This window comes from Mycobacterium sp. 134 (assembly GCF_048282715.1).
Lineage (GTDB): Bacteria > Actinomycetota > Actinomycetes > Mycobacteriales > Mycobacteriaceae > Mycobacterium > Mycobacterium septicum.
In genome coordinates, this window is record NZ_JBLVUN010000008.1 from 397,618 (window position 1) to 423,500 (window position 25,883).

Annotated in this window: 21 protein-coding genes, 1 tRNA gene, 1 other RNA gene and 2 pseudogenes; 11 read left to right on the plus strand and 14 right to left on the minus strand. The window is 67.9% G+C overall.

The window, feature by feature from the left end:
* The first annotated feature begins 37 nt into the window (after nucleotides 1–37).
* From ACNQVK_RS06810 to ACNQVK_RS06820, 3 genes are read left to right on the plus strand one after another with little or no spacing between them, the layout of a single operon-like run.
* Nucleotides 38–1,351, plus strand: a complete 1,314-nt coding sequence (locus ACNQVK_RS06810; RefSeq protein WP_418028916.1) for an acetyl-CoA hydrolase/transferase family protein — start codon at nucleotides 38–40, stop codon at nucleotides 1,349–1,351.
* A 60-nt stretch (nucleotides 1,352–1,411) separates the two neighbouring features.
* Entirely contained in the window at nucleotides 1,412–2,761 is a 1,350-nt protein-coding gene (gene hpnE / locus ACNQVK_RS06815; RefSeq protein WP_418028917.1) for a hydroxysqualene dehydroxylase HpnE, read from the plus strand.
* Nucleotides 2,758–3,354, plus strand: coding sequence for a TetR/AcrR family transcriptional regulator (locus tag ACNQVK_RS06820; protein ID WP_418028918.1), 597 nt, complete (start codon nucleotides 2,758–2,760; stop codon nucleotides 3,352–3,354). Before hpnE ends, ACNQVK_RS06820 begins: the two co-directional genes overlap by 4 nt.
* A 60-nt stretch (nucleotides 3,355–3,414) precedes the next feature.
* Here the strand turns inward: ACNQVK_RS06820 and ACNQVK_RS06825 are convergent, their stop codons facing one another.
* From ACNQVK_RS06825 to gluQRS, 3 genes and pseudogenes are all read right to left on the minus strand, one after another.
* Nucleotides 3,415–4,179: an amino acid ABC transporter ATP-binding protein gene (locus ACNQVK_RS06825; RefSeq protein WP_418028919.1), complete on the minus strand. Its 765-nt coding sequence runs from the start codon at nucleotides 4,177–4,179 to the stop codon at nucleotides 3,415–3,417.
* Nucleotides 4,176–5,594, minus strand: a complete 1,419-nt coding sequence (locus ACNQVK_RS06830; protein ID WP_418034010.1) for an ABC transporter permease subunit — start codon at nucleotides 5,592–5,594, stop codon at nucleotides 4,176–4,178. Before ACNQVK_RS06830 ends, ACNQVK_RS06825 begins: the two co-directional genes overlap by 4 nt.
* A gap of 95 nt (nucleotides 5,595–5,689) precedes the next feature.
* A pseudogene (gluQRS, locus tag ACNQVK_RS06835) lies at nucleotides 5,690–6,570 on the minus strand (tRNA glutamyl-Q(34) synthetase GluQRS).
* A 25-nt stretch (nucleotides 6,571–6,595) separates the two neighbouring features.
* Here gluQRS and ACNQVK_RS06840 point away from each other — a divergent pair.
* Genes ACNQVK_RS06840 through ACNQVK_RS06850 form a run of 3 tightly spaced genes read left to right on the plus strand, consistent with a single transcriptional unit; the run spans nucleotide 6,596 to nucleotide 11,658 of the window.
* A complete protein-coding gene (locus ACNQVK_RS06840; RefSeq protein WP_418028920.1) occupies nucleotides 6,596–7,897 on the plus strand; it encodes a carboxylesterase family protein in 1,302 nt (433 codons plus the stop codon).
* A 55-nt stretch (nucleotides 7,898–7,952) separates the two neighbouring features.
* Complete coding sequence (locus ACNQVK_RS06845) at nucleotides 7,953–10,751, plus strand: helix-turn-helix transcriptional regulator (RefSeq protein ID WP_418028921.1); 2,799 nt, start codon at nucleotides 7,953–7,955, stop codon at nucleotides 10,749–10,751.
* A gap of 52 nt (nucleotides 10,752–10,803) precedes the next feature.
* Nucleotides 10,804–11,658, plus strand: coding sequence for a hypothetical protein (locus ACNQVK_RS06850; protein WP_418028922.1), 855 nt, complete (start codon nucleotides 10,804–10,806; stop codon nucleotides 11,656–11,658).
* On the opposite strand, the gene ACNQVK_RS06855 is transcribed toward ACNQVK_RS06850, so the two are convergent.
* On the minus strand, nucleotides 11,655–12,728 hold the full coding sequence (locus ACNQVK_RS06855) for an ATP-dependent DNA ligase (RefSeq protein WP_418028923.1): 1,074 nt from the start codon (nucleotides 12,726–12,728) through the stop codon (nucleotides 11,655–11,657). The genes ACNQVK_RS06850 and ACNQVK_RS06855 overlap by 4 nt on opposite strands.
* 229 nt (nucleotides 12,729–12,957) lie before the next feature.
* Here ACNQVK_RS06855 and ACNQVK_RS06860 point away from each other — a divergent pair, with 229 nt between their 5' ends.
* Nucleotides 12,958–14,016, plus strand: a complete 1,059-nt coding sequence (locus ACNQVK_RS06860; RefSeq protein ID WP_418028924.1) for an ATP-dependent DNA ligase — start codon at nucleotides 12,958–12,960, stop codon at nucleotides 14,014–14,016.
* 1 nt (nucleotide 14,017) lies between these two features.
* Nucleotides 14,018–15,067, plus strand: a complete 1,050-nt coding sequence (ligD, locus tag ACNQVK_RS06865; RefSeq protein WP_418028925.1) for a non-homologous end-joining DNA ligase — start codon at nucleotides 14,018–14,020, stop codon at nucleotides 15,065–15,067.
* Here ligD and ACNQVK_RS06870 read toward each other — a convergent pair.
* Together ACNQVK_RS06870 and ACNQVK_RS06875 are read right to left on the minus strand one after the other, a co-directional pair.
* Nucleotides 15,064–15,930 carry an SDR family NAD(P)-dependent oxidoreductase gene (locus ACNQVK_RS06870; protein ID WP_418028926.1) on the minus strand — a complete coding sequence of 289 codons (867 nt, stop codon included), beginning with the start codon at nucleotides 15,928–15,930 and terminating at the stop codon, nucleotides 15,064–15,066. The two genes, ligD and ACNQVK_RS06870, sit on opposite strands and share 4 nt — an antisense overlap.
* Nucleotides 15,931–15,975: 45 nt before the next feature.
* The gene (locus ACNQVK_RS06875; protein ID WP_418028927.1) at nucleotides 15,976–16,767 is read right to left on the minus strand and encodes an SDR family NAD(P)-dependent oxidoreductase; all 792 of its coding nucleotides are present in this window, start codon (nucleotides 16,765–16,767) and stop codon (nucleotides 15,976–15,978) included.
* Nucleotides 16,768–16,852: 85 nt separating this feature from the next.
* Between ACNQVK_RS06875 and ACNQVK_RS06880 the strand changes: the two genes are divergently transcribed.
* The gene (locus tag ACNQVK_RS06880) at nucleotides 16,853–17,419 is read left to right on the plus strand and encodes a TetR/AcrR family transcriptional regulator (RefSeq protein WP_418028928.1); all 567 of its coding nucleotides are present in this window, start codon (nucleotides 16,853–16,855) and stop codon (nucleotides 17,417–17,419) included.
* Here ACNQVK_RS06880 and ACNQVK_RS06885 read toward each other — a convergent pair.
* From ACNQVK_RS06885 to ACNQVK_RS06915, 7 genes and pseudogenes are all read right to left on the minus strand, one after another.
* On the minus strand, nucleotides 17,403–17,969 hold the full coding sequence (locus ACNQVK_RS06885; protein WP_418028929.1) for a TetR/AcrR family transcriptional regulator: 567 nt from the start codon (nucleotides 17,967–17,969) through the stop codon (nucleotides 17,403–17,405). The two genes, ACNQVK_RS06880 and ACNQVK_RS06885, sit on opposite strands and share 17 nt — an antisense overlap.
* Before the next feature lie 25 nt (nucleotides 17,970–17,994).
* Nucleotides 17,995–18,459 carry a GreA/GreB family elongation factor gene (locus tag ACNQVK_RS06890; RefSeq protein ID WP_418028930.1) on the minus strand — a complete coding sequence of 155 codons (465 nt, stop codon included), beginning with the start codon at nucleotides 18,457–18,459 and terminating at the stop codon, nucleotides 17,995–17,997.
* 97 nt (nucleotides 18,460–18,556) lie between these two features.
* Nucleotides 18,557–19,808 (minus strand): annotated as a pseudogene (locus ACNQVK_RS06895) (NAD(P)/FAD-dependent oxidoreductase).
* Nucleotides 19,809–19,883: 75 nt separating this feature from the next.
* Nucleotides 19,884–21,440 carry a PucR family transcriptional regulator gene (locus ACNQVK_RS06900; RefSeq protein WP_418028931.1) on the minus strand — a complete coding sequence of 519 codons (1,557 nt, stop codon included), beginning with the start codon at nucleotides 21,438–21,440 and terminating at the stop codon, nucleotides 19,884–19,886.
* Nucleotides 21,441–21,443: 3 nt separating this feature from the next.
* Nucleotides 21,444–22,466, minus strand: coding sequence for a S1C family serine protease (locus ACNQVK_RS06905; RefSeq protein ID WP_418028932.1), 1,023 nt, complete (start codon nucleotides 22,464–22,466; stop codon nucleotides 21,444–21,446).
* A gap of 51 nt (nucleotides 22,467–22,517) precedes the next feature.
* Entirely contained in the window at nucleotides 22,518–23,261 is a 744-nt protein-coding gene (locus ACNQVK_RS06910) for a hypothetical protein (protein ID WP_418028934.1), read from the minus strand.
* 83 nt (nucleotides 23,262–23,344) lie between these two features.
* Nucleotides 23,345–23,430 (minus strand) — tRNA-Ser (locus tag ACNQVK_RS06915).
* Nucleotides 23,431–23,499: 69 nt separating this feature from the next.
* Between ACNQVK_RS06915 and ffs the strand changes: the two genes are divergently transcribed.
* Both ffs and ACNQVK_RS06925 read left to right on the plus strand, forming a co-directional pair.
* Nucleotides 23,500–23,594: signal recognition particle sRNA small type (gene ffs, locus ACNQVK_RS06920), an RNA gene on the plus strand.
* A gap of 34 nt (nucleotides 23,595–23,628) precedes the next feature.
* Nucleotides 23,629–24,909 carry an aminotransferase class I/II-fold pyridoxal phosphate-dependent enzyme gene (locus tag ACNQVK_RS06925; protein ID WP_418028935.1) on the plus strand — a complete coding sequence of 427 codons (1,281 nt, stop codon included), beginning with the start codon at nucleotides 23,629–23,631 and terminating at the stop codon, nucleotides 24,907–24,909.
* Between the two features lie 51 nt (nucleotides 24,910–24,960).
* On the opposite strand, the gene ACNQVK_RS06930 is transcribed toward ACNQVK_RS06925, so the two are convergent.
* Nucleotides 24,961–25,857 carry a hypothetical protein gene (locus ACNQVK_RS06930; RefSeq protein ID WP_418028936.1) on the minus strand — a complete coding sequence of 299 codons (897 nt, stop codon included), beginning with the start codon at nucleotides 25,855–25,857 and terminating at the stop codon, nucleotides 24,961–24,963.
* Nucleotides 25,858–25,883 lie beyond the last annotated feature (26 nt).

Consider the following 25,883-nt stretch of genomic DNA (forward strand, 5'->3'; position numbering starts at 1 on the left):
GCGGAAATCGGACCATGCGGTGTGGAAGAGTGACGCCATGCCGGAAGAGCTCACCGCCCAGCAGGCCGCGGCGCGCCTGGCGACCGCCGACACGCTCGGGATCCCGCTGGGGCCCGGGCAGCCTCCGGCATTCCTGCGAGCGCTGGGCGATCGCACGGATTGGACGGACCTGCGCGTCTACGGCGCGCTGCTCGGGGTAGGCACCGAACTGTTCACCCGGCCGGGCGTCCACTACCGGTCCGGTTTCTACGGTCCCTTCGAGCGGATGTTGCGCGATATGGGAGCCGACGTCGAGTTCGCGCCGGCGGACTTCCGCCGGTTCGCCCCGTTGCTCGAGCGCCAGGCGCCGCGCGTGATGACGACCGTCGCGGCGGCTCCCGACGCGGACGGCTGGTGCTCCCTGTCCCTGCACGCGGGTGCCACAGTCGGTGAATTGCGCCGCGCGGGCGCTGATCCGCAGCGGCTGCTCGTCGTCGAGGCATCGGATGTGTTTCCACGAACATTCGGGCTCGACGACTACCGCCATGCGTTGCACGTCGACGAGATCGACATCCTCGTGCCCTCGTCCGACGCACCGCTCGCACTGCCCGCGGCGTCGCCCACCGACGTCGACAGGGCGATCGCGAAGCACTCCGTCGCGTACATCCCGCCCGGCGCGACGCTGCAGACGGGCATCGGCTCCATTCCCAGCCAGATCGCCGCGCTGCTCGCCGAGGGCGATGGGGGTGGGTACGGCCTGCACAGCGAGATGTTCACCGATGGGTGCATGCAGTTGCACCGTGCCGGCAAGGTCACCAACGCCGGCAAGGGACTGTACGACGGGGTGAGTGTGACGACCTTCGCGTTCGGCTCGGCCGAGCTCTACGCGTGGCTGGACGGCAACCCCGACGTTGCGTTCCTCCCGGTCGAGATCGTCAACGCGCCGGAGGTGATCGGTGCCAACAACGACATGGTCACGATCAACGGCGCGCTGGGGGTCGACGTCCACGGCCAGGTCGTCGCCGACACCATCGCCGGTGACCAGTTCAGCGGAATCGGCGGTGCCGAGGATTTCGTGGCAGGCGCCGGCCTTGAGCTGTCGGACCGTTCGTTGATCTGCCTGCCTTCGACGTTCGAGAAGGACGGCGTGCTCCAGTCACGGATCGTGCCGTGGTTCGGCCCCGGCGCGGTGATCACGACGCCGCGTCACCAGGTCGACGTGATCGTCACCGAGTACGGCGCAGCCGAATTGGAGGGCCGGACGGTTCGTGAGCGCGGCGAGGCGCTGGCCGCGATCGCGCATCCGCAGTTCCGCGACGCGCTTCTTGCTGCCGCGCAGCGGGCAGCGCAGGGACGCCCGCCCGCCCAATAGCGCCCGCGCGCCCGGCCGTTAACTTACAATTTGCAAGTTGATCGGCGGAGGGGCTACGACATGGGTGAACGCTACGTTGTCATCGGCGGGGGACTGGCGGGCCTGGCCGCCGCGGTATGGCTGAGTGAAGCGGGCAAGAACGTCACCCTGTTGGAACGTCGGGGTCAGCTCGGCGGGCGCACCCACGCGATGCGAGCTGAAATCGCCGACGACACACCCGACAACGGCCAGCATGTGGTCGCCAGCGGATATGAACATCTGTGGCGCTATCTCACCAGTGTGGGTACCCGGCAGTTCATCGAGTTTCCCAAGAGCTCGACGTTGCGCTGGCCCGACGGTCGCAGCACCACCATGCAGACGACCGGCCTCGGCGCGATCCGCGCCCTGTTCGGGGTCCATCCCGACGCGAGCTGGGCCGACCGGCTACGGGCGGCCCGCGCCACGCTGCAGTTGGGTTGGCAGGCGTTGCATCAACCAGCCGACCTGGCGGATCTGAGCACCGAGCAGTGGTTCGAGCGGGTGGGCATGCCCGCCCCGGCTCGAGAAGCGTTGTGGGACTGGCTCGCTCTCGGGATCGCGGCCGAGCCGGTGGCGCGTGAATCGGCCAAGGTGTTCGCCAACGTGATGGCGACCGGCTTCCGGCTTGGCGTCAAACACCGCACCCCCGTCACCATCGGTTACCCCACAGTGGATCTCGACACGCTCTACATCTCCGGGGCGTTGAGAGTGTTCGAGGAGCGCGGTGTCGATGTGCGGTACCGCGCGGTGGCCCGAAAGATCGTGATCGACCACGGCAGGGTTACCGGCGTTACCTTGTCGGACGGCACCCGGATCCCTGCCGACGCTGTGGTCTGCGCGGTACCGAACTCGAACATCGGCGGGCTGCTCGACGATCTCCCCGAACACCCCGAGATATATGCCGCGGCAGACAAACTGGGCTATACGCCGATCGTCAGCACCAACCTCTACCTCGATCGGCCATTGGGCACCGAGTCCGCGTTCGAGGGACTCATCGGCGGAACCGGGGTGATCGACGAGGTCTTCGACCGCCAGATCATGCACGGCCGCAATACCGACCGGGCTTGGCTGTACTGCCTGACCACCAGCGGTGCCTACGAGCAGATCCACAAGAGCAACGACGAGATCGTCGACGAGCAGATGGCGCTGCTGCGGCGTTACTATCCGGCGGCGCGCGAGGCGGAAGTGGTCCAGGCGCAGGTGGTCAAGATGCCCAGGGCCACGTTCTCCCAGGTGGTGGGCACGGATGCACTGCGGCCGCCGCAAAAGACCTCGGTGCCTTCGCTGGTGCTGGCAGGCGACTGGACTGCGACGGACTGGTCGGCGACCATGGAGAGCGCCGTGCAGAGCGCAGCCAAGGCCGTCGACCTGTTGCTGGAACTCCGGCAATGACGCGGCGGCGGCTCAGCGGCGCCGACCGCAGGGCGCAGTTGCTCGACGTCGCCCGCGACATCGTCGCCGACGGCGGCTACCCCGCATTGACCATCGAGCGAGTGGCGGGCAGCTCGGGTGTCACCAGGACCGTTGTCTACCAACAGTTCACCGATCTGGCCGGATTGACCACCGCGCTGTTGGACCGTGAGTCGGCGATCGCTTTCGCCGGCATGAGCACTGTCGACCAGCCCGATCTCGACCCGGGAGAACTAGGCCGCGGGATTCTGGACTACCTGCACGCAGCGCCGACAAGCTGGCGGATCATCTTGCGACCGCCCGACGGCGCACCCCCGCAGGTGGCCGAGCGCATCGAGTTGGGCCGCCGTTATGCCAGGAAGGTCGCGGCCCATCCGCTGTCGGTCGCGGTAGGCGCGGATGTCGATCCGGACGGCACCACCGTGCGAATCCTGTTGTCGGCCATCGAAGAACTGGCCCGTCTGCACCTCGAGGACCCGGCCGGACATCCTGACGAGCTGGTGCTGAGCTACTTGCGTTCGCTTGTCGTGTGGGCCGTCACCATCTCTGCCGAGCAGACGCGAACGCACCCCTGAACGGGCGAAAATGGGTACCTCCGCGTCTGCTCGCGAGGGGAATCGCAGGTGCGGGGACAACTAGAGCGGGTTGAGGATCCGCTGCAGGAATTGTCGGGTGCGTTCCTCTTTCGGGTCGCCGATCACCGCGGCGGGTGGACCCTGCTCCAGGATCACCCCGCGGTCGGTGAACAGCACCTGATCGGAAACCTGTCGGGCGAACTGGATTTCGTGCGTGACGATCACCAGCGTCCAGCCTTCGACGGCCAGGTCCCGGATCACCGCTAGCACCTCGCCGACCAATTCCGGGTCCAGCGCAGAGGTCGGCTCGTCGAACAGCACCACTTTCGGTTTCAGCGCCAGGGCCCGGGCGATCCCGACGCGCTGCTGTTGACCGCCTGAGAGCTGATACGGATATTTGTCCTGCTGGTCCGACAGTCCGACCTGGCCCAGTAGCTCGGTCGCCTCCGCCAGCACCTCCTCGCGTGGGCGTTTCTGCACCACTAGCGGGCCCTCGGTGACGTTCTGCAACACCGTCTTGTGCGGAAACAGATTGTGGGACTGGAACACAAAGCCGCTCTGCGCCTGATAGCGGCGCAGTTGGTCCTTGGGCACCGGCTTGGAGAAGTCCAGTTCGGTGTCGCCGACCCGGATCACCCCGGAATCGGCCACATCGAGGGCATTCAGCGTGCGCAGCAGCGTGGTCTTCCCGGAACCAGAGGGGCCGATGACCGTGGTCGCGGTGCCCCGCGGAACGGTGAACGACACACCCTTGAGCACCTGGAAGTCCCCGAAGGCCTTGTGCACATCGGTGGCGACGATCCGGTCTTCGCGTTCTGTGGTCATCGCGCAACATGCCTTTCCAGTCGGCGTTCCAGGCGGCTCTGGCCGAACGACAGCACCAGGCAGATCACCCAGTAGTAGATCGCGGCCGTGCCATAGAGAGCGAAGAATTCGAACGTCGGCGCCGCGATGATCTGGGCTTGGCGCAGCAGTTCGGTCACCAGGATGGTCGATGCCAGGGACGTGTCTTTGACCAGCGATATCAGTGTGTTCGACAGCGGCGGCACCGCCACCCGGGCGGCCTGAGGCAGGATGATGCGCCGCAGCGTGCCGATGTAGTTCAGCCCGATCGTCTCGGCCGCCTCCCACTGCCCCTTCGGGATGCTCTGGATTGCCGAGCGGATGATCTCGGCCGCATAGCCACCGACGTTGAGGCTGAAGGCGATCACCGCGGCCGGGAACGGGTCGATCTTCACCCCGAACTCGGGCAGCGCGAAGAACACGATGAACAGCTGCACCAGCAGCGGTGTTCCACGGATGATCGAGATGTAGAACCGGGCGACGTTGCTCAGCACCACATTCGACGACAGCCGGGCCAGGGCGACAGCCAGTGCGATCACCAGACCGATGATGAAGCTGATGATCGTCAACGGAATGGTCATCGTCAGGGCAGCTTTGGCCAGCGGCCACAGATTGTCGGCGATGAGCTGCCACGTCGAACGCGCGGCGGGTGCACCTTCGGCAGGTGCTCCGGAAGCGTCGGCCTTGAGGTATTTCTGCGAGATGGTGGCCAGAGTGCCGTCGGCCCGCAACTCGTCGAGGGCGCTGTTGAGTTCGGGCAGCAGGCCGCTGTCCTTGCGGGCCGCGAAGCCCTGTTCGCTCTTCTCGCCCACGTTGCCCGCGATCTTCACCGACTTGTCGTTCGTCTCGGCGAGATAGGCGTAGACGGCGATGCTGTCGTTGACCACGACATCGACCCGGCCCTGGTTGAGCAGCTTGATGGCCTGGGTGAACCCTTCGACTGCTTCCACCCGAGCGCCGGCCTTGCGGGCGATCTCCGACCAGTTGCTGGTGGCGTTCTCGGCGGCGACTTTGCCCTTCAGATCCGCGAGCGTCTTGATCGAGTTGTCGTCGGCGCGGGTGACGATGACCCCCTCGCCGACCGAGTACGGCTGTGAGAGGTCATATTTGGCTTGCCGTTCCGGCGTGATCGTGACCTCGTTGGCCACCACGTCGAACCGGTTGGCCTCGAGCGCGGCGAAGATCGAATCCCACGGTGTTTCGACGAAATCGACTCTGACGCCGAGTTTGTCCCCGACCGCGCGAGCGACGTCGACGTCGTAGCCGACGAGTTGACCGGTGGCGGTGTCGTGGTAGCTGAACGGGGAGTAGACACCCTCGGTGCCGACCCTCAGCACACCGGCCGATTTCAGCGGTTCATCGGTATTGCCGGTTGTTCCTCCGCACGCGGCCATCATCACCGCGACGATCAGGAGGAGTCCCAGCAGCGGAATTCGTCGGGAGCGCACGGCCGGACGCTAACAGGGGTGCGCGAGGTTCTGCAGGTTTCTGCTCAGCCCGGCTGATATATCCACGGGTGCCTGGGCAGTCTCGCCGGGTCGAACCGGTCCAGCATGCCGTCGAGGTCAAGGGCCGGCCAGCCCAGCGATGCGCTGATCTGCTTCATTGCGCGCTCTACGCCGATCTCGGCCAAAGTGACCGCACCGTCGCGCTTGGCCAGCCGGTGCCGTCCTCGTTGAGCACAAGCGGAACGTGGGCGTAGACGGGTTGCGGATAGTCCAGCATCCGGGCCAGATATGCCTGGCGCGGGGACGAGCTCAACAGGTCGTCGCCGCGCACCACCTGGTCGACACCGGAGGCGGCATCGTCGACCACGACGGCCAGGTTGTAGGCGGGCACGCCGTCACCGCGGCGCACCACGAAGTCGTCGATGATCCCCGTGTAGCTGCCGTGCAGCAGATCGGTGACGGTGCCGACGAAGGTGTCGGTGCGCAGCCGCAGCGCGGGTGGCCGTCCGGTTTCTTCGCGGCGCTCTGCACGCTCGGTCTCGGTGAGGTCCCGGCAGGTGCCCGGGTAAGCGCCTTCCGGGGCGTGTGGTGCCCGCGGTGCCTGCGCGATGTCCCTTCGGCTGCAATAGCATTCGTACAGCAGGTCGTCGTCCCGCAACTGATCGATGACGGCGTCGTAGCGGTCCTGGTGACCCGTCTGCCATTCCACCGGCTCATCCCAGGTCAATCCGATCGCGGCAAGGTCGGACACTTGACGCGTACCGATCTCGGCGAACGTGCGGTCATCGAGATCCTCGACCCGCAGCAGAAACCGCCGCCCGGTGGACCGGGCGAACAACCAGGCCAGCACCGCGGTGCGCAGGTTGCCGATGTGCAGGTCGGCCGACGGACTCGGCGCGAACCGCCCGGCGGGGGTGAGGCTCACGCCCGCAATCTATAGCGTGGGACGCGTGCGCGAGCGACACATCAAGGGCGGCACGATCCAGGTCGACCATCGAGACGGGCTGGTGCGCGCACGGGGCGTGCGCTACGGGACCTCCAGACGATTCGCGGCCGCCGAACCACCGGCGCCATGGTCAGGTGTCCGCGACGCGACGCAGCCGGGACCGGCCTGCCCGCAGCGGCCATCACGTCTGGGCTGGGTCACCGGCGACGCGCTCGCGGGCCTGACGACGAACGAGAACTGCCTCGTGCTGACCGTCACCGCCCCGGCCGATGCGCACCGGTTGCCGGTCATGGTGTGGTTCCACGGCGGTGCGTACGTCGCCGGCAGTGGGGAGTCGGCCAAATACGACCCCAGTGCCCTGGCCCGTGCCGGCAACGTGGTGGTGGTCAACGTGAGCTACCGGCTCGGCATCTTCGGTTATCTCGCGCCGCCGGGGGCCGGCGAGGACAACGTGGGACTGCGCGATCAGATCGTCGCGTTGCGCTGGGTGCGTGACAACATCGCGGCGTTCGGTGGCGACGCGGCCAACGTCACCGCATTCGGTCAATCGGCCGGAGCTCATTCGGTCATGTCGCTCATGCTGTGCCAGGAGGCGGTCGGGCTGTTCCACCGCGCGATCCTGCAGAGCGCCCCGCTCGAGTTGGACGACGGACGCGACGAGATGGCGCGGGCCATGGGCTCGGCGATGGCCACCTCACTCGCCGGTGCCGATCCGGCCGAGGCGAGTGTCGACCAGCTGCTCGCCGCGGAAGGTGCCGCCGTCGCCGCAGCGCAGGGCTTCGGCCTCCTGGGCGGACTCGCATTCGCACCCCGGCTCGGCCGCACGCCGCTGCCGGCACCCGCGGACGTACCCGACGCCATCGCTGACGCCGCGAGCCGTATCGAGCTGCTGATCGGCTACACCAAGGACGACGCCGCGCCGTTCGTGGCGATGGATCCCCGGGTGGCCAGGCTGAACCGGGTGCCCGTCCTCGGGCGTCTGGCCGTCCGGGCCGGGTCGGTGGCGATCACGAAACAGGCGTTCTCCGGCCCCGCCGAACGCCTGGCCGAGGCCTGGCGAACCCACGGCGGCCGGGTGGGCACCTATCGGTTTGACTGGACACCGGTCAACGCCCCGTTGGGCGCCTGCCACTGCATGGAGTTGCCGTTCTTGTTCGGCACACCGCAGACCTGGGCGGACGCCCCGATGCTCGGCCCGCAGCGGGCCATCGACGGTCAGCTCTCGGCCGAGATGCGCGCTCGGTGGGCGCAATTCGCCCACCGCGGCGTCGAATCGCTGCCCACGCCGGCGCTGCGGTTCGGCTGAGCCGGAACAGACCGCCCTTGGTAGGGTTTCGGCAAAATTCGGACGTGGTGGTGTGATGGCGATTATGGGCGCAGTCCCGTCACTACGTGGCCGCGTCAGCGAATGCGCGGCACTTCGAACCCTGGTATCCGGTGGCCGTTCGGGCGGCAGCGCGGTGCTGGTGGTGCGGGGTGAGGCGGGCGTCGGCAAGACGGCGCTGCTCGATTACGTCGTCGAACACGCGCCGGGGTTCCGGGTGACCCAGGTGGCCGGCGTCGAATCCGACATGGAACTGGCCTTCGCCGGATTGCATCAGCTGTGCGCACCACTGCTGGATCGTCTCGACAAGCTCCCCGAACCTCAGCGCGACGCGCTCTCGGTGGCATTCGGCCGTGGCGTCGGATCGGCGCCCGATCGCTATCTGGTCGGTCTGGCCGTGCTGAGCCTGTTGTCCGTGGCCGCCGACAACAAACCGCTGTTGTGTGTGATCGACGATGCGCAATGGCTCGATCAGGTGTCGGTGCAGACCTTGGGCTTCGTGGCGCGGCGGCTGCTGGCCGAGCCCGTTGTACTGGTCTTCGGAGTGCGCGACAGTCGCGACGGCGTGGTCGACATTCTGCCCGGCCTGCCTGAGCTGCGGGTCGGGGGCCTGTCTGACAGTGACGCCAGGGAGCTTTTGGATTCGGTGGTTCTGGGCCGCCTCGACGAGCGGGTCCGCGACCGGGTCATCGCCGAAACCCGTGGCAACCCACTGGCCCTGCTGGAGGTGCCGCGCAACGTCTCGGCTGCCGAGCTGGCCGGAGGTTTCTGGCTCGCCTCGGCGCGCCTGTCGGTGGGGCAGGTCGAGGAAGGATTTGTCCGCCGGATCCAGTCGCTGCCGGCCGATACCCGGCGGCTGGTGCTGCTCGCCGCGGCTGATCCACTCGGCGACCCGATGCTGTTCGCCAGTGCCGCAAGCTATTTGGGGATTGCGATGGACGCGCTGGCGCCGGCCGAGGCGGCCGGCGTGATCGAGTTCGGGTCACGCATGCGTTTCCACCACCCCCTGGTCCGGTCGGCCGCCTATCGGGCGGCTGAGGCGTCCGATAGGCGGGAGGTGCACCGCGCCTTGGCCATTGCCACCGACCCTGATGTGGATCCCGACCGCCGGGCCTGGCATGCCGCGAACGCCGCGGCCGGTCCCGATGATGCGGTGGCGGCCGAATTGGAAGCCTCGGCGTGGCGCGCACAGGGCCGGGGTGGCATCGCCGCCGCGGCCACCTTCCTCGAGCGGTCCGCGATCCTGACGGCCGATCCGGGCCTGCGCAGTTCCCGGGCGATCGCGGCGGCCGGAGCCAAACGGGAGGCCGCCGCGCCCGAAGCCGCCTATGAGCTGCTCTCCCTGGCTGAACTGAACCCGCTGACCGACCTGCAGCGGGCCCAGGTGGGGCGACTGCGCGCACAGATGGAGTTCACCCGCAGCCGGGGCGGCTTGCCGGGGGCGCCGGCGGTCCGCCACGCTGCTGCGCTGCTGCTGGATGCAGCCAAGCAGCTGGAGAGCCTCGATGACGAGCTGGCCCGCGAGACCTACATCGAGGCGATGGCCGCCGCGATGTTCGCCTCGCGCAGCCAGCCGGAGGCGCTGGTCACGGCCGCCGAGGCGGCGCGTGCCGCGGTCGAGGGCGTCGTGGCGCCGTCTCGCCCCATCGACCTCCTGCTCATCGGCATGGCGAAGTTGATCACCGAAGGTCTGGCGGCAGCGGCCGATGACCTGCGCACCGCACTGGAGCTGTGGTGCGAACACGCCCACCGGCACGACGGCCGGGCACTGCGCTGGTTGACGTTGGCCTTCCCGATCGTCCAGGAATCCGCCGCACACGAGATATGGGACGACGACCTGATCGACCGCCTCGCCACCGACATGGTCGGCTACGCCCGCGCTACGGGAGCGCTGGCCGTTTTGCCGGCGGCGATCGCCTACCAGGCCGGCGCGCACGTGCATCACGGCGAATTCGTCACGGCGGCAAGGCTTATGGAAGAGGCCGATTCGATCTCGGCGGCCATCGGCCATCACCCGATGAAGTACCACAAAGTGGAGCTTGCCGCCTACCGCGGAGATCTCGCCAAGGCTGGTGACCTGATCGAGGCGGGCACCGCGGAGGGAATCGCCAAGGGTGAGGGCCGGCTGCTGGGTGCCGCCGGGTATGCGGCCGCGGTGCTCTACAACGGGCTGGGCCGGTACCAGGAAGCGTTGGCGGCGGCCCAGAAAGCCTGCGAGTACCACAATCTCGGGTTCTACACCTGGACCTTGCTCGAGCTGACCGAGGCCGCGGTGCGCGTCGGTGAGCGGGACGTCGCCGAGGACGCCGTGCGCCGGCTGGAGGTCTGTGCGGGTGCCAGTGAAACAGATTGGGGAATAGGAGCATTGGCCGGTGCGCGGGCGTTGCTGGCTGATGACGCCGAAGCCGATGCGTTGTTCACCGAAGCCATCGAACGGCTGGGCCGCACCCGGATCGGGGTGCAGCTGGCCCGCACGCATCTGCGTTACGGGGAATGGTTGCGCCGCCAGAAGCGGCGCACCAGCGCGCGTGAGCACCTCAACGTCGCCTACGAGATGTTCACCAAGATGGGCGCGGACGCGTTCGCCGAGCGGGCCCGGCGTGAGCTGACGGCCACCGGGGAGAAGGTGCGCAAACAGCCGTTGGCCTCGGGCGACGAGTTGACCGCCCAGGAGGCACAGATCGCCCAGTTGGCCCGTGACGGGCTGACCAATCAGGAGATCGGTGCGCAGTTGTTCATCAGCACCCACACCGTCGAATGGCATCTGCGCAAGGTCTTCGTCAAGCTCGGTGTCCGGTCCCGCAGGCAGCTGCGATCCGTGTCTTGGACCGGCTGAACCACGGGTTTTCAAGGGTCCGAAGCGCCGTTGGAGCCGCCAGGCTCGTCGAATGGCGACAATCCTGCTGCAAACCACGATCACAGCGAATCCCGACGACTGGGATGTCAGCCGATTCTCGATGCTGGCCGCCGAGCTACGGGCCGACGGGCACGATGTGCTGGCCCGTAATCGGGCTGATCGCGTTGCGGAGGACCCGGTGCTCCGCAACCTCGACGAGCTCGGGTTCGACCAGCTGTGGTTGATGGCCGTCGATGTCGGCAACGGTCTCACGCCCGACGAATGTGCGGCGATCGGCAGGTTCCGCGGACTCGGCGGCGCGGTGCTCACGGCTCGCGACCACCAGGATCTGGGCAGCTGCCTGCGTGGTCTGGGGTCGTTGGGGCAGGTCAACGAATTCCACGACGCGAGCCTGGACCCCGCGTCGCGGTGCGACGACCAGGACAATCCGGACATCTCGTGGCCCAACTACCACTCGGGCGCCAACGGTGACTATCAGCCGGTGCTGGCCGAAGAGCCGGTGCACCAGCTGCTGCGCACCGCCCGGACCGCCAGCGGCCGCATCGAGTGGTTCCCGGCCCACCCCCATGAGGGTTCGGTCTCGGCCCGGGTGCCGTTCGCGACGGTGGTGGCCCGGGGACGCAGCACCGCGACCGGCAGGCAGTTCAATCTCGCGGTGGCACTCGACGGTGAGCGGACGCCGGAGGGCAGACCGATGGGCCGGGCCGTGGCCGAGTCGACCTTCCACCATTTCGCCGACTACAACTGGGATCTGGATCGCGGGGCACCGTCGTTCGTCACCGATCGGCCCGGCTGGCAGATCAGGGCCGATCCGTCACGGCTGGGGGTATTCAAGGATTACGTGCGCAATCTCGCGACCTGGTTGCAGCCGCCGGATCACCCCTAGTGGGGAAGCAGGCCCGGAACGATGTCGTTGAGCCGGAAGGTGACCGGTTGGTCCAGCTGGGCATAGGTGCACGACCGCGGGTCGCGGTCGGGCCGCCAGCGGTTGAATTGGGCGGTGTGGCGGAACCGCCTGCCCTCCATGTGGTCATAGCGGACCTCGACGACGCGTTCGGGTCGGAGCGGCACGAAGGACAGGTCCTTGCCGGCGTTCCAGCGTGAGCCGCCGCCGTACCTGCGCGCGAGGTCCGGGTCGGCGGCCACCTGCGCGGCCCAGTTCCACGGGTGATTCTCGAATTCGGTTACCAAGGACTGTAATTCGGTGAACAGGGCCCGGCGTCGTTCCATCGGGAAGGCGCCGATGACGCCGACGGATGCCAGCTCGCCGACATCGGTGTAGAGCCCGAGCAGCAGCGAACCGATCGCATCCGGGCCCGACTTGTGGAGCCGATACCCGGCGACCACGCAGTCGGCGGTCCGCTGGTGCTTGATCTTCACCATGACCCGTTTGTCGGGCTGATAGGTGAGGGTGAGCGGTTTGGCGATCAGCCCGTCGAGCCCGGCTCCCTCGAACTCGTCGAACCAGCGCCGCGCGGTCGGCAGATCGGTGGTGGCCGGGGTGACATGGAACGACGGACCCGAACCGATCGCGTCGACCAGTGCGGCGCGACGTTGCACGAACGGCAGGCCCGTGAAGTCGTCGTCACCGAGGGCGAGCAGGTCGAAGGCGATGAAGCAGGCGGGGGTCTGTTCGGCCAGCAGCCGTACCCGGGATGCTGCCGGGTGCAGACGCAGTTGCAGGGCCTCGAAGTCCAGGCCGCCGGCGGTGGGCAGGACGATCTCGCCGTCGACAACACACCGCGCCGGGAGTTCGGCCCTGGCCGCCTCGACGAGTTCGGGGAAATACCGGGTCATCGGCCGCTCGTTGCGGCTGCCCAACTCGACTTCGTCGCCGTCGCGGAACACCAACGCCCGGAAGCCGTCCCACTTCGGTTCGTAGGACGCATCCGGTGGAATCACTGTTGCCGGCTTGGCCAGCATCGGCGAGACGGGCGGCATCACGGGTAGCAGCATGGATCCCGATCGGGGTGTGGATTGCGCGGTTTGTGGCTACTCAGTATGCGCGACACAGTCCGGCCAAGTCGCGAGGCAAGAGCGGGAGTACCGGGTTTCAGGCGGCCCCTTCGGGTATGCGTCAAGCAGAGCGTGACTGGTCCCAACCGCCGCCGGACTGTTCTCAGATCCGTGCGATGAGTTGGCGGCGGCGCGGCGGTCTAGATCCATGACACCCCGATGATCCAGGATGGAGCCCGTGGACCTACCCGTAGTGCCGCCGATAGAACCGATGCTCGCCAAAGCCCAGGTGAAGGTCCCTGACGAGGGCGGGGTGTGGTCCTACGAGCCGAAATGGGACGGCTTCCGCGCGCTGGCCTTCCGGGACGGCGACGAAGTGGTGCTGCAGTCCCGCAGCGGAAAGGAACTCGGGCGCTACTTCCCCGAACTGCTCGACGCCCTGCGTGCCGAACTCGCCGACCGCTGCGTCCTCGACGGTGAGGTGGTGGTGCCGCGTGAGATCGACGGCCGGGTGCGCCTGGACTGGGAGTCGTTGTCACAGCGCATCCATCCCGCCGAGTCGAGGGTGCGGATGCTCGCCGAACAGACCCCGGCGCACTTCATCGGATTCGACGCTCTGGCCACCGGTGACCGGTCGTTGCTCACTGAGCCGTTCCGGGTGCGCCGCGAGGCGCTGATCGAGGCTGTCAACGCCGAGAAGTGGTGTCATGTCACCCGGACCACCACCGATCCCGAACTCGGGGCCCAGTGGTTGCAGACCTTCGAGGGGGCCGGGCTCGACGGGGTGATCGCCAAGAAGCTCGACGGACCGTACCTGCCGGGCAAGCGGGAGATGGTGAAGGTCAAGCACCACCGCGACGCCGACTGCGTGGCCATCGGTTACCGCATCCACAAGAGCGGGGAGGGCATCGGCTCGATCCTGCTCGGCCTCTACCGCCCCGACAGTGAGCTGCAGATGGTCGGTGGCGCAGCCTCGTTCAGCGTGAAGGACCGGCTCAAGCTGCTGGCCGACCTGGAGCCGCTGCGGGAGGGCGACGAAGTCCGTGAGGGCGACCCCAGCCGCTGGAACTCGGCCGCCGACAAGCGCTGGATTCCGGTGCGCCCCGAATTCGTGTGTGAGGTGGCCTATGACCAGATGGAAGGCAACACCGTCCACGGGCAACGCTTCCGGCATGCCGTGAAGTTCATGCGCTGGCGCCCGGACCGGGAACCGTCGAGCTGCACGTTCGATCAGCTCGACGTGCCGATCAACTACGACCTGTACGACGTCCTCGAGGGAGACAGCTGAGATGGCAACCCCGGCAACCGAACTCGATGTCGACGGGATCAAGGTCCGGTTCACCAACCCGGACAAGGTGTATTACCCCAAGCTCGGCAGTGGCGGTACCAAGGGCAAGCTGATGGAGTACTACCTCGGTGTCGCCGACCGCATGGTCACGTTGTTGAAGGATCGGCCCACCCATCTGCAGCGGTTTCCCGACGGCATCGAGGGTGAGGAGATCTACCAGAAGCGGGTCCCACAGAAGCATCCCGACTACCTGGAGACCTGCGTCGTCACCTTCCCGTCCGGCCGAACCGCCGATGCCCTCAAGGTGACGCACCCGGCGGCCATCGCATGGGCCGCGCAGATGGGCACGATCACCTTGCACCCCTGGCAGGTTCGGTGCCCGGACACCGAGCATCCCGACGAGTTGCGGATCGACCTGGACCCCCAGCCGGGCACGGGGTTCGCCGAGGCCGCCGCGGTCGCCTGCGATGTGCTCAAGCCGCTTCTCGACGAGCTGGGCCTGATCGGCTATCCGAAAACCTCCGGCGGCCGCGGCGTGCACATCTTCCTGCGGATCAAGACCGACTGGGATTTCATCGAGGTGCGCCGCGCCGGGATCGCCCTGGCCCGCGAGGTGGAGCGCCGCGCTCCCGATGCGGTGACCACGTCGTGGTGGAAGGAGGAGCGGGGCGAGCGGTTGTTCATCGACTACAACCAGAACGCCCGCGACCGCACGTTCGCCTCGGCCTATTCGGCCCGCAAGACCCCGATCGCCACCGTGTCGACGCCGTTGTCCTGGGACGAGCTCCGGACAGCCAACCCCGACGACTACACGATCGCCAGCGTGCCGGATTTCCTTGCCGGCCGCGAGGATCCGTGGGCCGGCATCGACGAGAAGAAGCAGTCCCTGCAGCCGCTACTGGACCTGGTGGCCGCCGATGAGGAACGCGGCCTGGGGGATCTGCCGTACCCGCCGAGCTATCCGAAGATGCCGGGCGAGCCGCCCCGGGTGCAGCCGAGCAAGAAGGTCGCCGAGCACTGGGACGAGCACGGCAACCGCCGCCAGGATTAGCTCGGAATGCCCAGCGGGTCGACCTGATCGGCGGTGACGTCATCGGCCGCGGTGGAAAGGCTGAGGGCCTCCCACTTCTCGTCGTCGGCCAGCAGGTCGCGTCCGGCGGCGGTCGCGTAGCGGTAGGCATCGGGGCCTACGAGCAACCTCGCCGGGGGATCAGTCATCTCGGCGATGCTGACGACGAGTCCGGCCACCTTGGCGGGGTCGCTGGCCCCGAGGTTCTCCGGAGTGCTTTGGGTGATCGACGCACCGACGGTGGCGGCGTACTCCTCGCGGACCGTGTCTACGCGCATCGACGACCCCGCCCAATCAGTGCGCATACCACCGGGTTCCAGGACCGTGACCTTGATTCCGAGAGGTGCGACTTCCTTGGCGAGCACGCCGGAGAATCCGGTGACAGCCCACTTGGCCGACTGGTATGCGCCCAGGCCGGCGCGCACGAGTCGTCCACCGACCGACGAGATCTGGACGATGTGACCGGCGCGCTGGGCGCGCATGACGGGGAGCGCGGCTTGGGTGAGGCGAACGACGCCGAGGAAGTTGGCGTCGATCTGGGTGCGGAAGTCATCGAAGTCGAAGTCTTCGATGGCGGCCATGTTCGCGTAGCCCGCGTTGTTGACCAATACGTCGAGCCGCCCGAACCGCTCGACCGCGGCGGCCACGGCTGCGCGCACCTGGTCGTCGTCGGTCACGTCGAGTTGGACAACGGCGAGGCGGTCCGGTTCCCCGGCGGCAAGGTCGACCAGGGCGTCAGGGGAGCGGACGCCGGCGACGACGCGGTGTCCCGCGCCCAATGCGGCCTCTACGATGGCGCGGCCCAGACCGCGGGATGCGCCAGATACCAGAAATACGTACGACATTGCGATTACCTGCTTTCGGTTGACATATCTGGGTGGGGTAGTGGTTCAGGCGACGCTGCGGATCGTTCCGCCGTCGACGCGCAGATCGGCACCGCTGATGTAGCCGGCCTGCGTGCTGGCCAAAAATGCGACCGCGGAGGCGATTTCGTCCGGCCGACCGAAGCGGCCGATGTCGTTGGGAAACCACTCGGTCGCCGCGGCGCTCTCGATGTCCTCCCACGTCGAGCCCCACCCGTGCACTGCTGCGGCGCGGATGGCCATCTCGCGCACGGGTTCGGTCAGGATGGCCCCTGGCGCGACGGTGTTGGATGTGATGCCCGTGCCGGCGAGTTCCCGGGCCAGCGACACGGTGAGGTTGTGTCGGGCGGCGAGGGTGGCGTTGTAGTGCGGCTGCATGGCGACGGGCTGGATCGCCAGCCCGCCACCGATCTGAATGACGCGGCCCCAGCCGCGCCGCCGCATCCCCGGAACGAGGCGCTCGATCATGCGCACCCCGGATACGACATTGACCTGATAGATCCGCGCCCATCGCTCGGCCGTGAGTTCGGCCCAACCGAGCCCGTCGTAGTGCCCGGCATTGTTGACGAGGATGTCGATGTCGCCCGCGGTCGCGGCAACGGTGTCGGCGCCTGCGTCGGTGGTCAGGTCGCCGGTGACGGACACCGCGTCGCCGCCGCCGGCACGAATACCGTCGGCGACGGCCTTCGTGCGTGATGCGTCGCGCCCGTGGACCACGACGGAAGCGCCCTCCGCGGCAAGCGTTTCAGCGATGGCCTGACCGAGTCCGGTGCTCGAACCGGTGACCAGTGCCCGCTTGCCCGACAGACCCAGATTCATGACCCGCTCCTATGTCTACGACCGTATACATCCGATAGGTATACATACGTAGACTTGCGGCGGGATATTCCCTAGCGTTCTCGGTATGGGTTCCTCCCGACCACGTAATGCCGCTGCCACCCGCGAGGCGATCCTGCAATCGGCGATCCGCCACTTTGCGCTGTCCGGGTACGACGGTGTCGGCGTTCGTGAGATCGCGCGAGACGCCGGGGTCACCGCAATGCTGGTGAACCGCTACTTCGGGTCCAAGGAGCAGCTGTTCGCCGAGGCGGTCGAGACCTCGTTCGCGCCCCCGACGATCGTCGCCGAGGAACCCGACGCCCTCGCCCGCGATGCCGCCGTCGCACTGGTCGAACGCTCCGACCCGGACGCCGACCCGCTGGAGCCGTTCCTGATCATGCTCCGGTCCATCTCGAATCCGGCTGCGGTGAACATCGTCCGCGACGCGATCGCGCGCCACGTCGGTCAGCGGTTGGCCCGGCAGCTCCCGGAGGCCGGCAGGCAGCTCCGCACCGATGCCATGCTGTCGGTGATGAGCGGTGTACTCCTGATGCGTCGGGTGATCAGGAGTCCGGGCTTGACCGACGCGGACACCGATCAGCTGACCGACCTGTTCGAGCGCGTGTTCTCCGCGATCATCGAGCCAGCATGAGGTCCAGAAAGCGCTCGTAGCGGTCCGCGGCGGTGAGCGCGTCGGCCGAATCCATGAGGTGCAACGCCCCGATACCGGTGGCGAAGGTGGCCTGGCCGCGCAGGCCCGCGTCCTCGGGGCTGAACCCGTAGTCGAGGTAGGCCTTGGTGACGGCGACCAGCACCCGGTGATCGGCCGCCCGCACGTTGGCCGCGGCGATGTCGTCGGATCTGGCCCACTCCCGCATCGCGCGCTCAAGGGTCCAGTGTCGCGGGCTCAACAGCTGCCTCATCATCTGCGACAGCCGTTCGCGGGGCGGCAGGTCCTCGAGTTCGGCCAGCGCGCGGCGGTCCTGTTCCAGGAAGGCATTCCACGACGCCACCAGGGCGGCCCGATAGCCCTTCATATCGGTGAAATGCCAATAGAAGCTGCCCCGGGTGGCGCCGATCTGCTCGCAGAGCCGCTCGATCTTCAGCGCCCGCATCCCGTCGGAGGCCAGCAGGGCGTACCCGGCGTGCACCCAGTCATCGGCGGTCAAGCTGCCGGGCGTGCCCTTGCGTTCGCCTGCCATTCGGACAGAGTAAGACGCGCGCGCCCTATCCCGCGGCTGGCAGGTGCATCCCGAACGGCACCGCGCTGATCAGGGTGACGGGCACTGCCTCGCCGCTGGGCACGGGATACTGCCGCTGTTCGCCGGGGCGCGCGCCGACGATGGCTTCGCCCAGCGGTGAGTTCACCGAATAGACCTCCAGGTCGCCGTATTCGGCGCCGCGGATACCCAGCAGGAACGTCTCGATCTCGCCGGTCTGGTCATAGCGCACGGTCAGCACCATGCCCGGCTCGGCCACCCCGTCGTCGGGCGGATCCTCGCCGACGACGGCGTTGAGCAGCAGGTCGTGGATCTGCTGGATGCGGGTCTGGCGGGCCCGCTGGATCGCCACCTCGTTCTCGTCGGAATCCGATGCGGCTTCGCCCGAGATCAGTTCGCGCAGCGTCGACAACTCGGTCTGGAGTCGGTCGAACGCCTGTGGTGACAACCAAATACGTTGGCTGACAGTCATTGTGGTTTCCTTCCGATGATGCGGAGATGCCGTCAGGGGCGGGTTCGCGCGCCGCCCCTGACGGCTTGTTGGCCCGTTAGGGCAATGTCGTGAATCGTCAGCGGCGCGGGTCGAATTCCCTCAGGACTTCGGGTTGCTTTCCGGTGGTGATGTATTCGGCAAGCAGCCGCCCGGTGACGGGGCCGTGGGCCAGGCCCCACATGCCGTGGCCGCCTGCCACGTAGATGCCTTGTGCCACTTCACCGATCAGTGGGCGCCCGTCCGGCGTTACAGGACGGCCGCCCACCCACACGTCGGTGCGGGCATCCCAGTCGACACCGTCGAGCAGTGGGGCGGCGGAGGCGATGATCGCGTCGACTCGCCGCGGTTGTAGCGGATCGTCGGGGGAACGGAACTCCATGGTCCCCGCCACCCTCAGCCCGCCCTGGTACGGCGTGCAGGCGACACGGGCGTCGGGCAGGTAGATGGGTCCGAGAATCGGGCGGTCCACCGGCACGGTGAACGAGTAACCGCGTCCGGCCTGCACCGGTGTACGGACCCAGGGCTTGGCGAGCTTCGACAGCCACGCCCCGGTGGCGATCACCGCGCTGTCGGCGCTCAGCGAGCCGTCTGCCAGATCCACGGTGACAGTGGCGCCCTCGGCCCGAACGTCGGTGACCTCATCGATGACCAACTCCGCACCTCTGGCCATGACGGCATCACCGAGCGCCTGGACGAACCGGCCCGGATCCACGAATCGTTGACCCTCCACGCTGATGCCCGCGGTGATCGCCGCGGACGCCAGCGGCACATGGTCGCGCAGTGTTTCGCCGGACAGGCCGGTCACGGTCACGGTCTGACCGACCGCCGCCATCCGGCGCAGTTCGGTCATCAGATGTTCGGCCTGCCGCTGCGTTTCGAACAGCGCTGTGATCGGTCCGTCGGTGGTGGGTACCGACACTCCGTTGGCGGTCAGGACGTCGTAGGCCTCGAGGCATTCCTCGTTGAACGGGACGTTGGCCTTGGCGGCCCGGGTCCACGTCGAGAGCCTGCAGTTCATGGCGAACCGGGTCAGGAACGCCAGCACGCGGGGTCCCGAGTTCAGCGGGATGTGCAGGGGAGCGGCCGAGTCGAACAGCGACCGCAGCCCGTAACGCAGCACCGCGGGGTCGTTGAGCGGGATGGTCAGCGTCGGCGAGATCCAACCGGCGTTGCCCCAGGATGCACCCGCGGCCACTCCGCGGCGGTCGACGACAGTGACCTCGACCCCGCGCTCTTGGAGAAACCATGCCGTGGACAGGCCGACAATGCCTGCACCCCACGACCACCGCTGACCGCGGTCCACCGTCAATGCGCTCGACCCCATTCATGCTCCCCATGGTGGGACTGACCCGGCACACTTTGTTTGCAGGATCTCGACAAACGCCAGGGGTGAGATTGTCGAGTTACGACAACTCTTCTGTCGCCGCGAGCTCGATCATCATCGCCAGTCGCTTGCGCGCATCGCCCAGGTCGAGCTGGGTGAGCTCGACCATCTTGCGCAGCCGGTAGCGCACGGTGTTCTCGTGCACGCCCAGTGCCCGCCCGGCCCCGGCCAGATCGCCCTGGGCCTCCAACCACGCCCGTAGCGTCTCCGCGTATTGCGTGCCGTGGGCCTGATCGTGGGCGCGTAGCTCGGCAACCGGTCCGCGCTGCGGGGCACGGCCGGCGCGGGCGGCGATCCGCAGGCGCTGCAGCAGGATCTCGTCCCATGCCTCGTCGTAGACGGGCACCTGTTCGTCCAGGTTCTGGGCGTCGCCGTGGCGCACCTCGTGCAGGGCCAGGCACTCGTCGGCCTCACTGCGGGCCAGCGCCAGTTCGGCGGCGGTGGCCGGACCGCTGATCCCGGCCAGCACGGTCACCGGCTCGGGCAGCGCGGCGCGCAACCCGGCCACCCAGCCACTCGCGGCCTGAGCATCGGCGCCGGGCAGCACGGTGTAGACGGTGTTGCCGGCCAGGGCGCTGCGCCCGGGTCGCGACCAGCCGAAGCCGGCCGTCGCCCGCTCGAACGCCAACAGCAGGGCGGCGTGCCGCTCGTCGGCGGTCTGGGCCCGCAGCGCGATCACCCGCAGCGGCGTCTGCGGGAGCCCGAGCCGGCTGGCCGCCGTGGGGGCGTCGGCAGCGCCCTCGAGCAGACGGATGACGAGTTCGGACTCCACCTGGCGTTCCAGATCGGCGCTGGCGCGTGAGCGCAGCAGGTGTAGGGCGACCATGCGGGCGCCGTCGGCGAGCGCGGCCCGGCGCACGTCGGGCAACGGCTCGGCACATGTCACCCAGATCGACCCGAGCAGTTCGCGGCCGGCCCGGGCGGCGACCACCATCCGCCCGGTCAGGCCGCGTTCGTCGTCGCCGCCGACGAACATCGGCTCGTCGGATTCGGCCAGATGCCGGAACACCCCGCGGGCTTCGAACAGGGCCCGCAGGTGCTGCGGAGCCCGGCGGCTCAGGATCGTCTCGGCGCGGGCCGGGTCCGCATGCTGCTGCAGCCGCGAGTAGGCCAGCACCGAACTGCGCCGGTCCTCGATCGTGACCGAGCCACCCACGGCGTCGGCCAGGCTGTCGGCCAGAGCGAACAAATCGGTTGGGCCACGCCCGGATTCGGTTTCCCGGCCCTCCAGTACGACGCCGTAGACAACGGCCGCCAGCTCGCTCCAGGAGACTTCGGGGTCGACGGTCATCACCGCGATACGGTCGTCGGCCACCGGTTCGTCATCGCCGGCGGGACTGTCGGGACCGCGGACCAGCACCACCACGGCACGCGCGGCGGCCGCCCACTGAACAGCCTCGGCGACCGAGGTGGCCCCGACTGCCAGCAGGACGTCACCGATGACCTGCCCGGGTTCGTGCATCACGACGCTGCGCAGCTCGGTCGAGCGTGGCGCCGGGCAGGGGCCGTTCGCCGGGGTGCGCAGCCGCACCCCGTAGCCGCCGAGGACGTTGATCAGGCGGTCCAGCGTGACCACGGATTACGGCCCGGCAGCCAGCGTGGCCTTGCCGGTGCGTTGTTGGCCCCCCTGGTCCAGCCAGGTCAGGCCCACGACATCGCCCGGGTAGTGCTGATCGAGAACCAGCGTCAGGGTGCGGGCCGAATCCAGCCGGGTGCCCTCGATGTTGGTGAGCAGATCGCCCGGGTTCAGGCCGGCCGCCTCTGCCGGTCCGCCGGGAATGACGTCCTGGACGATCACGCCGCCGTTCTGGCGCTGCGCGGTGCGCACTCCGACGCCGAGCATGGTGGGCGGTCCGATGTGCACCGAGGGTGACGGGGTGCGGGCGCGGATCTGTCCGGCGATGCCCATCGCGTCATTGATCGGGATCGCGAATCCCTTGCCGCCGGGGCCCATCCGGAAGTTCACCGACGCGGCTGTCGTCATCCCGACGACCTGGCCCGCATCGTTGACCACCGGCCCGCCGGAATCGCCGGCACGGACCGGCGCGGCGAACTCGAACAGCCCGTTGATCTCATCGCTGGTGCCGGTCAGCTCGTCTTCGGCGTTGACGGTCCGGTTGAAGGCGCTGACGGTGCCGATCTCGCGGGTCAGCGGCGCGCCGCTACCCCCGGCATTGCCGAGCGCGACCACCGGCTGACCCGGTGCCAGCGCGCCCGAATCGCCGATCGGTGCCGGTGGCAGGCCGGCCGCACCGTGCAGTTGCAGCACCGCGATGTCGTTCTGCCGGTCGTAGCCGACCAGGTCGGCGGGGAAACTCTGGCCGCCGACGGTGGCGCTGATCGAGTTGGCCCCTTGGACGACGTGATAGTTGGTCAGCACCTCACCGCTCGGGGAGAGCACGATGCCGGTGCCGATGCCGTAGGCCTGTTGGTAGTCGACCCGGGTGTCGATGCGCGCCACCGATGGTTCGACCTGGGTGGCCACCGCCTCCGGGTCACCGGGTGCGGCGCCGGCAGGTGCCGACGGGACGACGACGGTTGCCGCGGCGGTCAGTGCCGCGGCGAGAATCACTTTGAACGGATGTGAGCCCACTTTGCTCATGTACCCATCTTGGCTGGGCAAGAACCCGATGTCGACGCGAATGGCGTTGCGTCAGTCTTCGGTGGCGACGTCGCCGCGCGAGCGCCAGCCCCTGCGCTTGGTGCCACTCTTGCTGGACGGCCGGCGGTTACGCAGAGACGCACCCTCCGCCTTCTCGTCCTCGGTGGATTCTTCGGACTCTTCGGAAGCTTCGTCCTCGTCAGCCTTTTCGGCCTCGGACTCGTCCTCGGTCTCTTCGGCTTCAGCGTCGGCGTCGGCGTCGGTCTCGGCAGGCTCCTCGGTCTCCTCGACCACGGTCTCTTCCGCGTCGGCCTTCTTGCGTCCGCGGCGCTCGGCCTTTTCGCGGGTCTTGACCGGCCTCGGCGGCGGGGGCGGCAATTCGGCGACAAAGGCCAGGTAGAAGGCAAAGATGCCGAGGAGCGCGATTGCGGCGGCGGCGCCGTAGATCCCGAACAGCCACGGACCGAAGCTGTCCAGTGACAACCAGATCTCGGAGACCGCGGTGACGACGATCAGCACTGCTGCCAGCACATGCAGGGAAATCGAGGCGGTCCGCAACCGCAGCGCGAGCTCCGGGGTGGCCAGCTCGGGACGCTTGGTCCGCTGCAGGGTGAACACCACCGGCAGGGCCGCGAGACCGATCAGCGCGCCGGTGACGATGCGCAGGATCAGCCCGAGCGTCGGCGAGGTCTGGCCCATGAGTTCGGGCCATCGCGGAAGAACGAAAAAGAAGAAGAGGCCGGCGGCCACGATCGAAAACGACACGTGCCAGATCACCGCGACGGTGCGGCCCATACTCCTCCTCGGGTACTTAATTGGGCCGGGGTGCGACCTGCTGATCAGGGTTGATTCAGCAGGTCGCACCCCGGACCCGAGCGCGGAGGATAGGGGATTTGAACCCCTGAGGGCTGTTAACCCAACCCGCGTTCCAGGCGAGCGCCATAGGCCACTAGGCGAATCCTCCGTCGGCAATCGTAGCCGACGCTTGAACCAGTCCCGTAAACGCCGGGGAAGGGGCGGGTATTACACTCGCTGTGGACCCCGCGCGGCGTCCATCCTGTGAACTCCCCCAGGGCCGGAAGGCAGCAAGGGTCAACGGGCTCTGGCGGGTGCGCGGGGTCCCCTTATGTTCAGCTCATTCACCATCTGTGAAAGGCGCGCGGTGTCGTTCCAGTCTCTCGGCCGCGACGATCTGCTCGCGCAGCACGAAGTCCAACAGCGCAACTACGCAGAGCTGCAGGCCAAGAAGCTGAGCCTGGACCTGACCCGGGGTAAGCCGGCTCCCGAGCAGTTGGATCTTTCCAACGCGCTGCTGTCGCTCCCCGGCTCCGAAAAAGACTCCTTCCGCGACCGCGAAGGCACCGACACCCGCAACTACGGCGGCCTGCACGGGCTGCCCGAACTGCGGGAGATCTTCGGCGAGCTGCTCGGCATCCCGGTGCAGAACCTGATCGCGGGCAACAACGCGAGCCTGGAGATGATGCACGACGTCATCGTGTTCTCGCTGCTGCACGGCGGTGTGGACTCGGTGCGGCCCTGGGGGCAAGAGGCGAAAGTGAAGTTCCTCTGCCCGGCGCCCGGATATGACCGGCATTTCGCCATCACCGAGTCCTTCGGAATCGAGATGATCGCGGTGCCGATGCGCGAGGACGGGCCGGACGTCGACCTGATCGAGGAACTCGTCGCGGCCGATCCGGCGATCAAGGGCATGTGGTGCGTTCCGGTGTACGGCAACCCGACCGGCGTCACCTACTCCTGGGAAGTGGTCCGGCGTCTCGTCCAGATGCGCACGGCGGCAAACGATTTCCGGTTGATGTGGGACAACGCCTACGCGGTTCACACCCTGACCGACGAGTTCATCCGCCAGGTCGACGTGCTGGGTCTGGCCGAGGCCGCCGGTAACCCGAACCGGCCGCTGGTGTTCGCCTCGACCTCCAAGATCACCTTCGCCGGGGCGGGGGTGAGCTTCCAGGGCGGCTCGTTGGGAAACATCGCGTGGTACCTGCAGCACGCGGGCAAGAAGACGATCGGGCCGGACAAGATCAACCAGCTGCGCCACAGCCGCTACTTCCGCGACGCCGACGGTGTGCGGCTGCAGATGCAGCGCCACCGGCAGCTGATCGCCCCCAAGTTCGCCTTGGTCGCCGAGATCCTCGAGGACCGGCTGGGGGAGTCGAAGATCGCGTCGTGGACCGATCCCAAGGGCGGCTACTTCGTCAGCCTCGACGTGTGGCCCGGCACCGCCAAGCGCACCGTTTCCCTGGCCAAGGACGCCGGGATCGCGGTGACCGAGGCGGGTGCGTCGTTCCCGTACCGCAAGGACCCCGAGGACAAGAACATCCGCATCGCGCCGACGTTCCCGTCGCTGTCCGACGTGCGTGAGGCGATCGACGGCCTGGCCACCTGCGCCCTGCTGGCGGCGACCGAGCATCTTTTGCGTTGACTCGGAACTGACGCCGCATTTGTGCGAGTAGCGGTGTGCGCGGTTTCAAAGTCAACAGCCGAGTTCCAGCGGGGGACCGGCCAGCGGCGGCCTCCGCGGCGTGATCCCGAGCTCTGGTCGCCAAAGTCGGACCCATTCGCGTTCCACCCGGGCGATGATGGCGGGCCGTCGGTGTCCCGCGGCCACTCTCACGTGGGTCCAGCCGGCTCGCGTGATGGAGTCGGCACGCGTGATGTCATAGCCGAGCTGATCGGCATGCTGCACACCCTCGTATTCGACCGCCAGCATCAGCTCCTCCCAACCCATGTCGAGGAAGTACCTCGGGTAGCCGTCGGGCCCCAGCACCGGTATCTGTGTCTGCGGCCGCGGAAAACCTGCGTCGATGAGCATCAACCGCAGCCAGGTTTCTTTCGGGGACTGGCCGCCGGGGTCGAATAGGTTCAGCGCCCGTTCGAGTTGCCGCAGGCCACGGGCGTGGCGGTGGTGTGCGGCAAGCGTCAGCACGTCGTCCGTCTTCAATCCGGTGGCTCGAGCAAGTGCGTCGAGCCGTGCGACGGCCGCGCCGATCAACCCGCGGCGCCCAAGGTCAAAGGCAGTGCGCTCGACGCTCGTGACCGACAGACCTCCGATGCGCGTGACCTCCCCGTCGCAGATCAGGTCCTGGCGCGTGATCACCTTCTCGGGCGGCTTGGTCTTGGTGCTGATCAACTCGATCGGAACGTCGTCGGTCACCCACTTCGCGCCATGGAGCGCCGATGCGGCGGCACCCGCGATCACCGCGTCGCGACCCGACCACAACCATGCCGCCGCACTGCGTTGCCGTAGCGACACAGCAGTTCGCTTGTCCACGTAGATGTTCGGCAAGATCGTGCGGTGGTCGCGACTGAGCTGATAGCGGTTGACGACGCCGGCCGCCAGGGCTTCGGTGCCGATGAAGGGCTCACTCATTCGGCGAGAGTCGCCGGTGGCGGGGA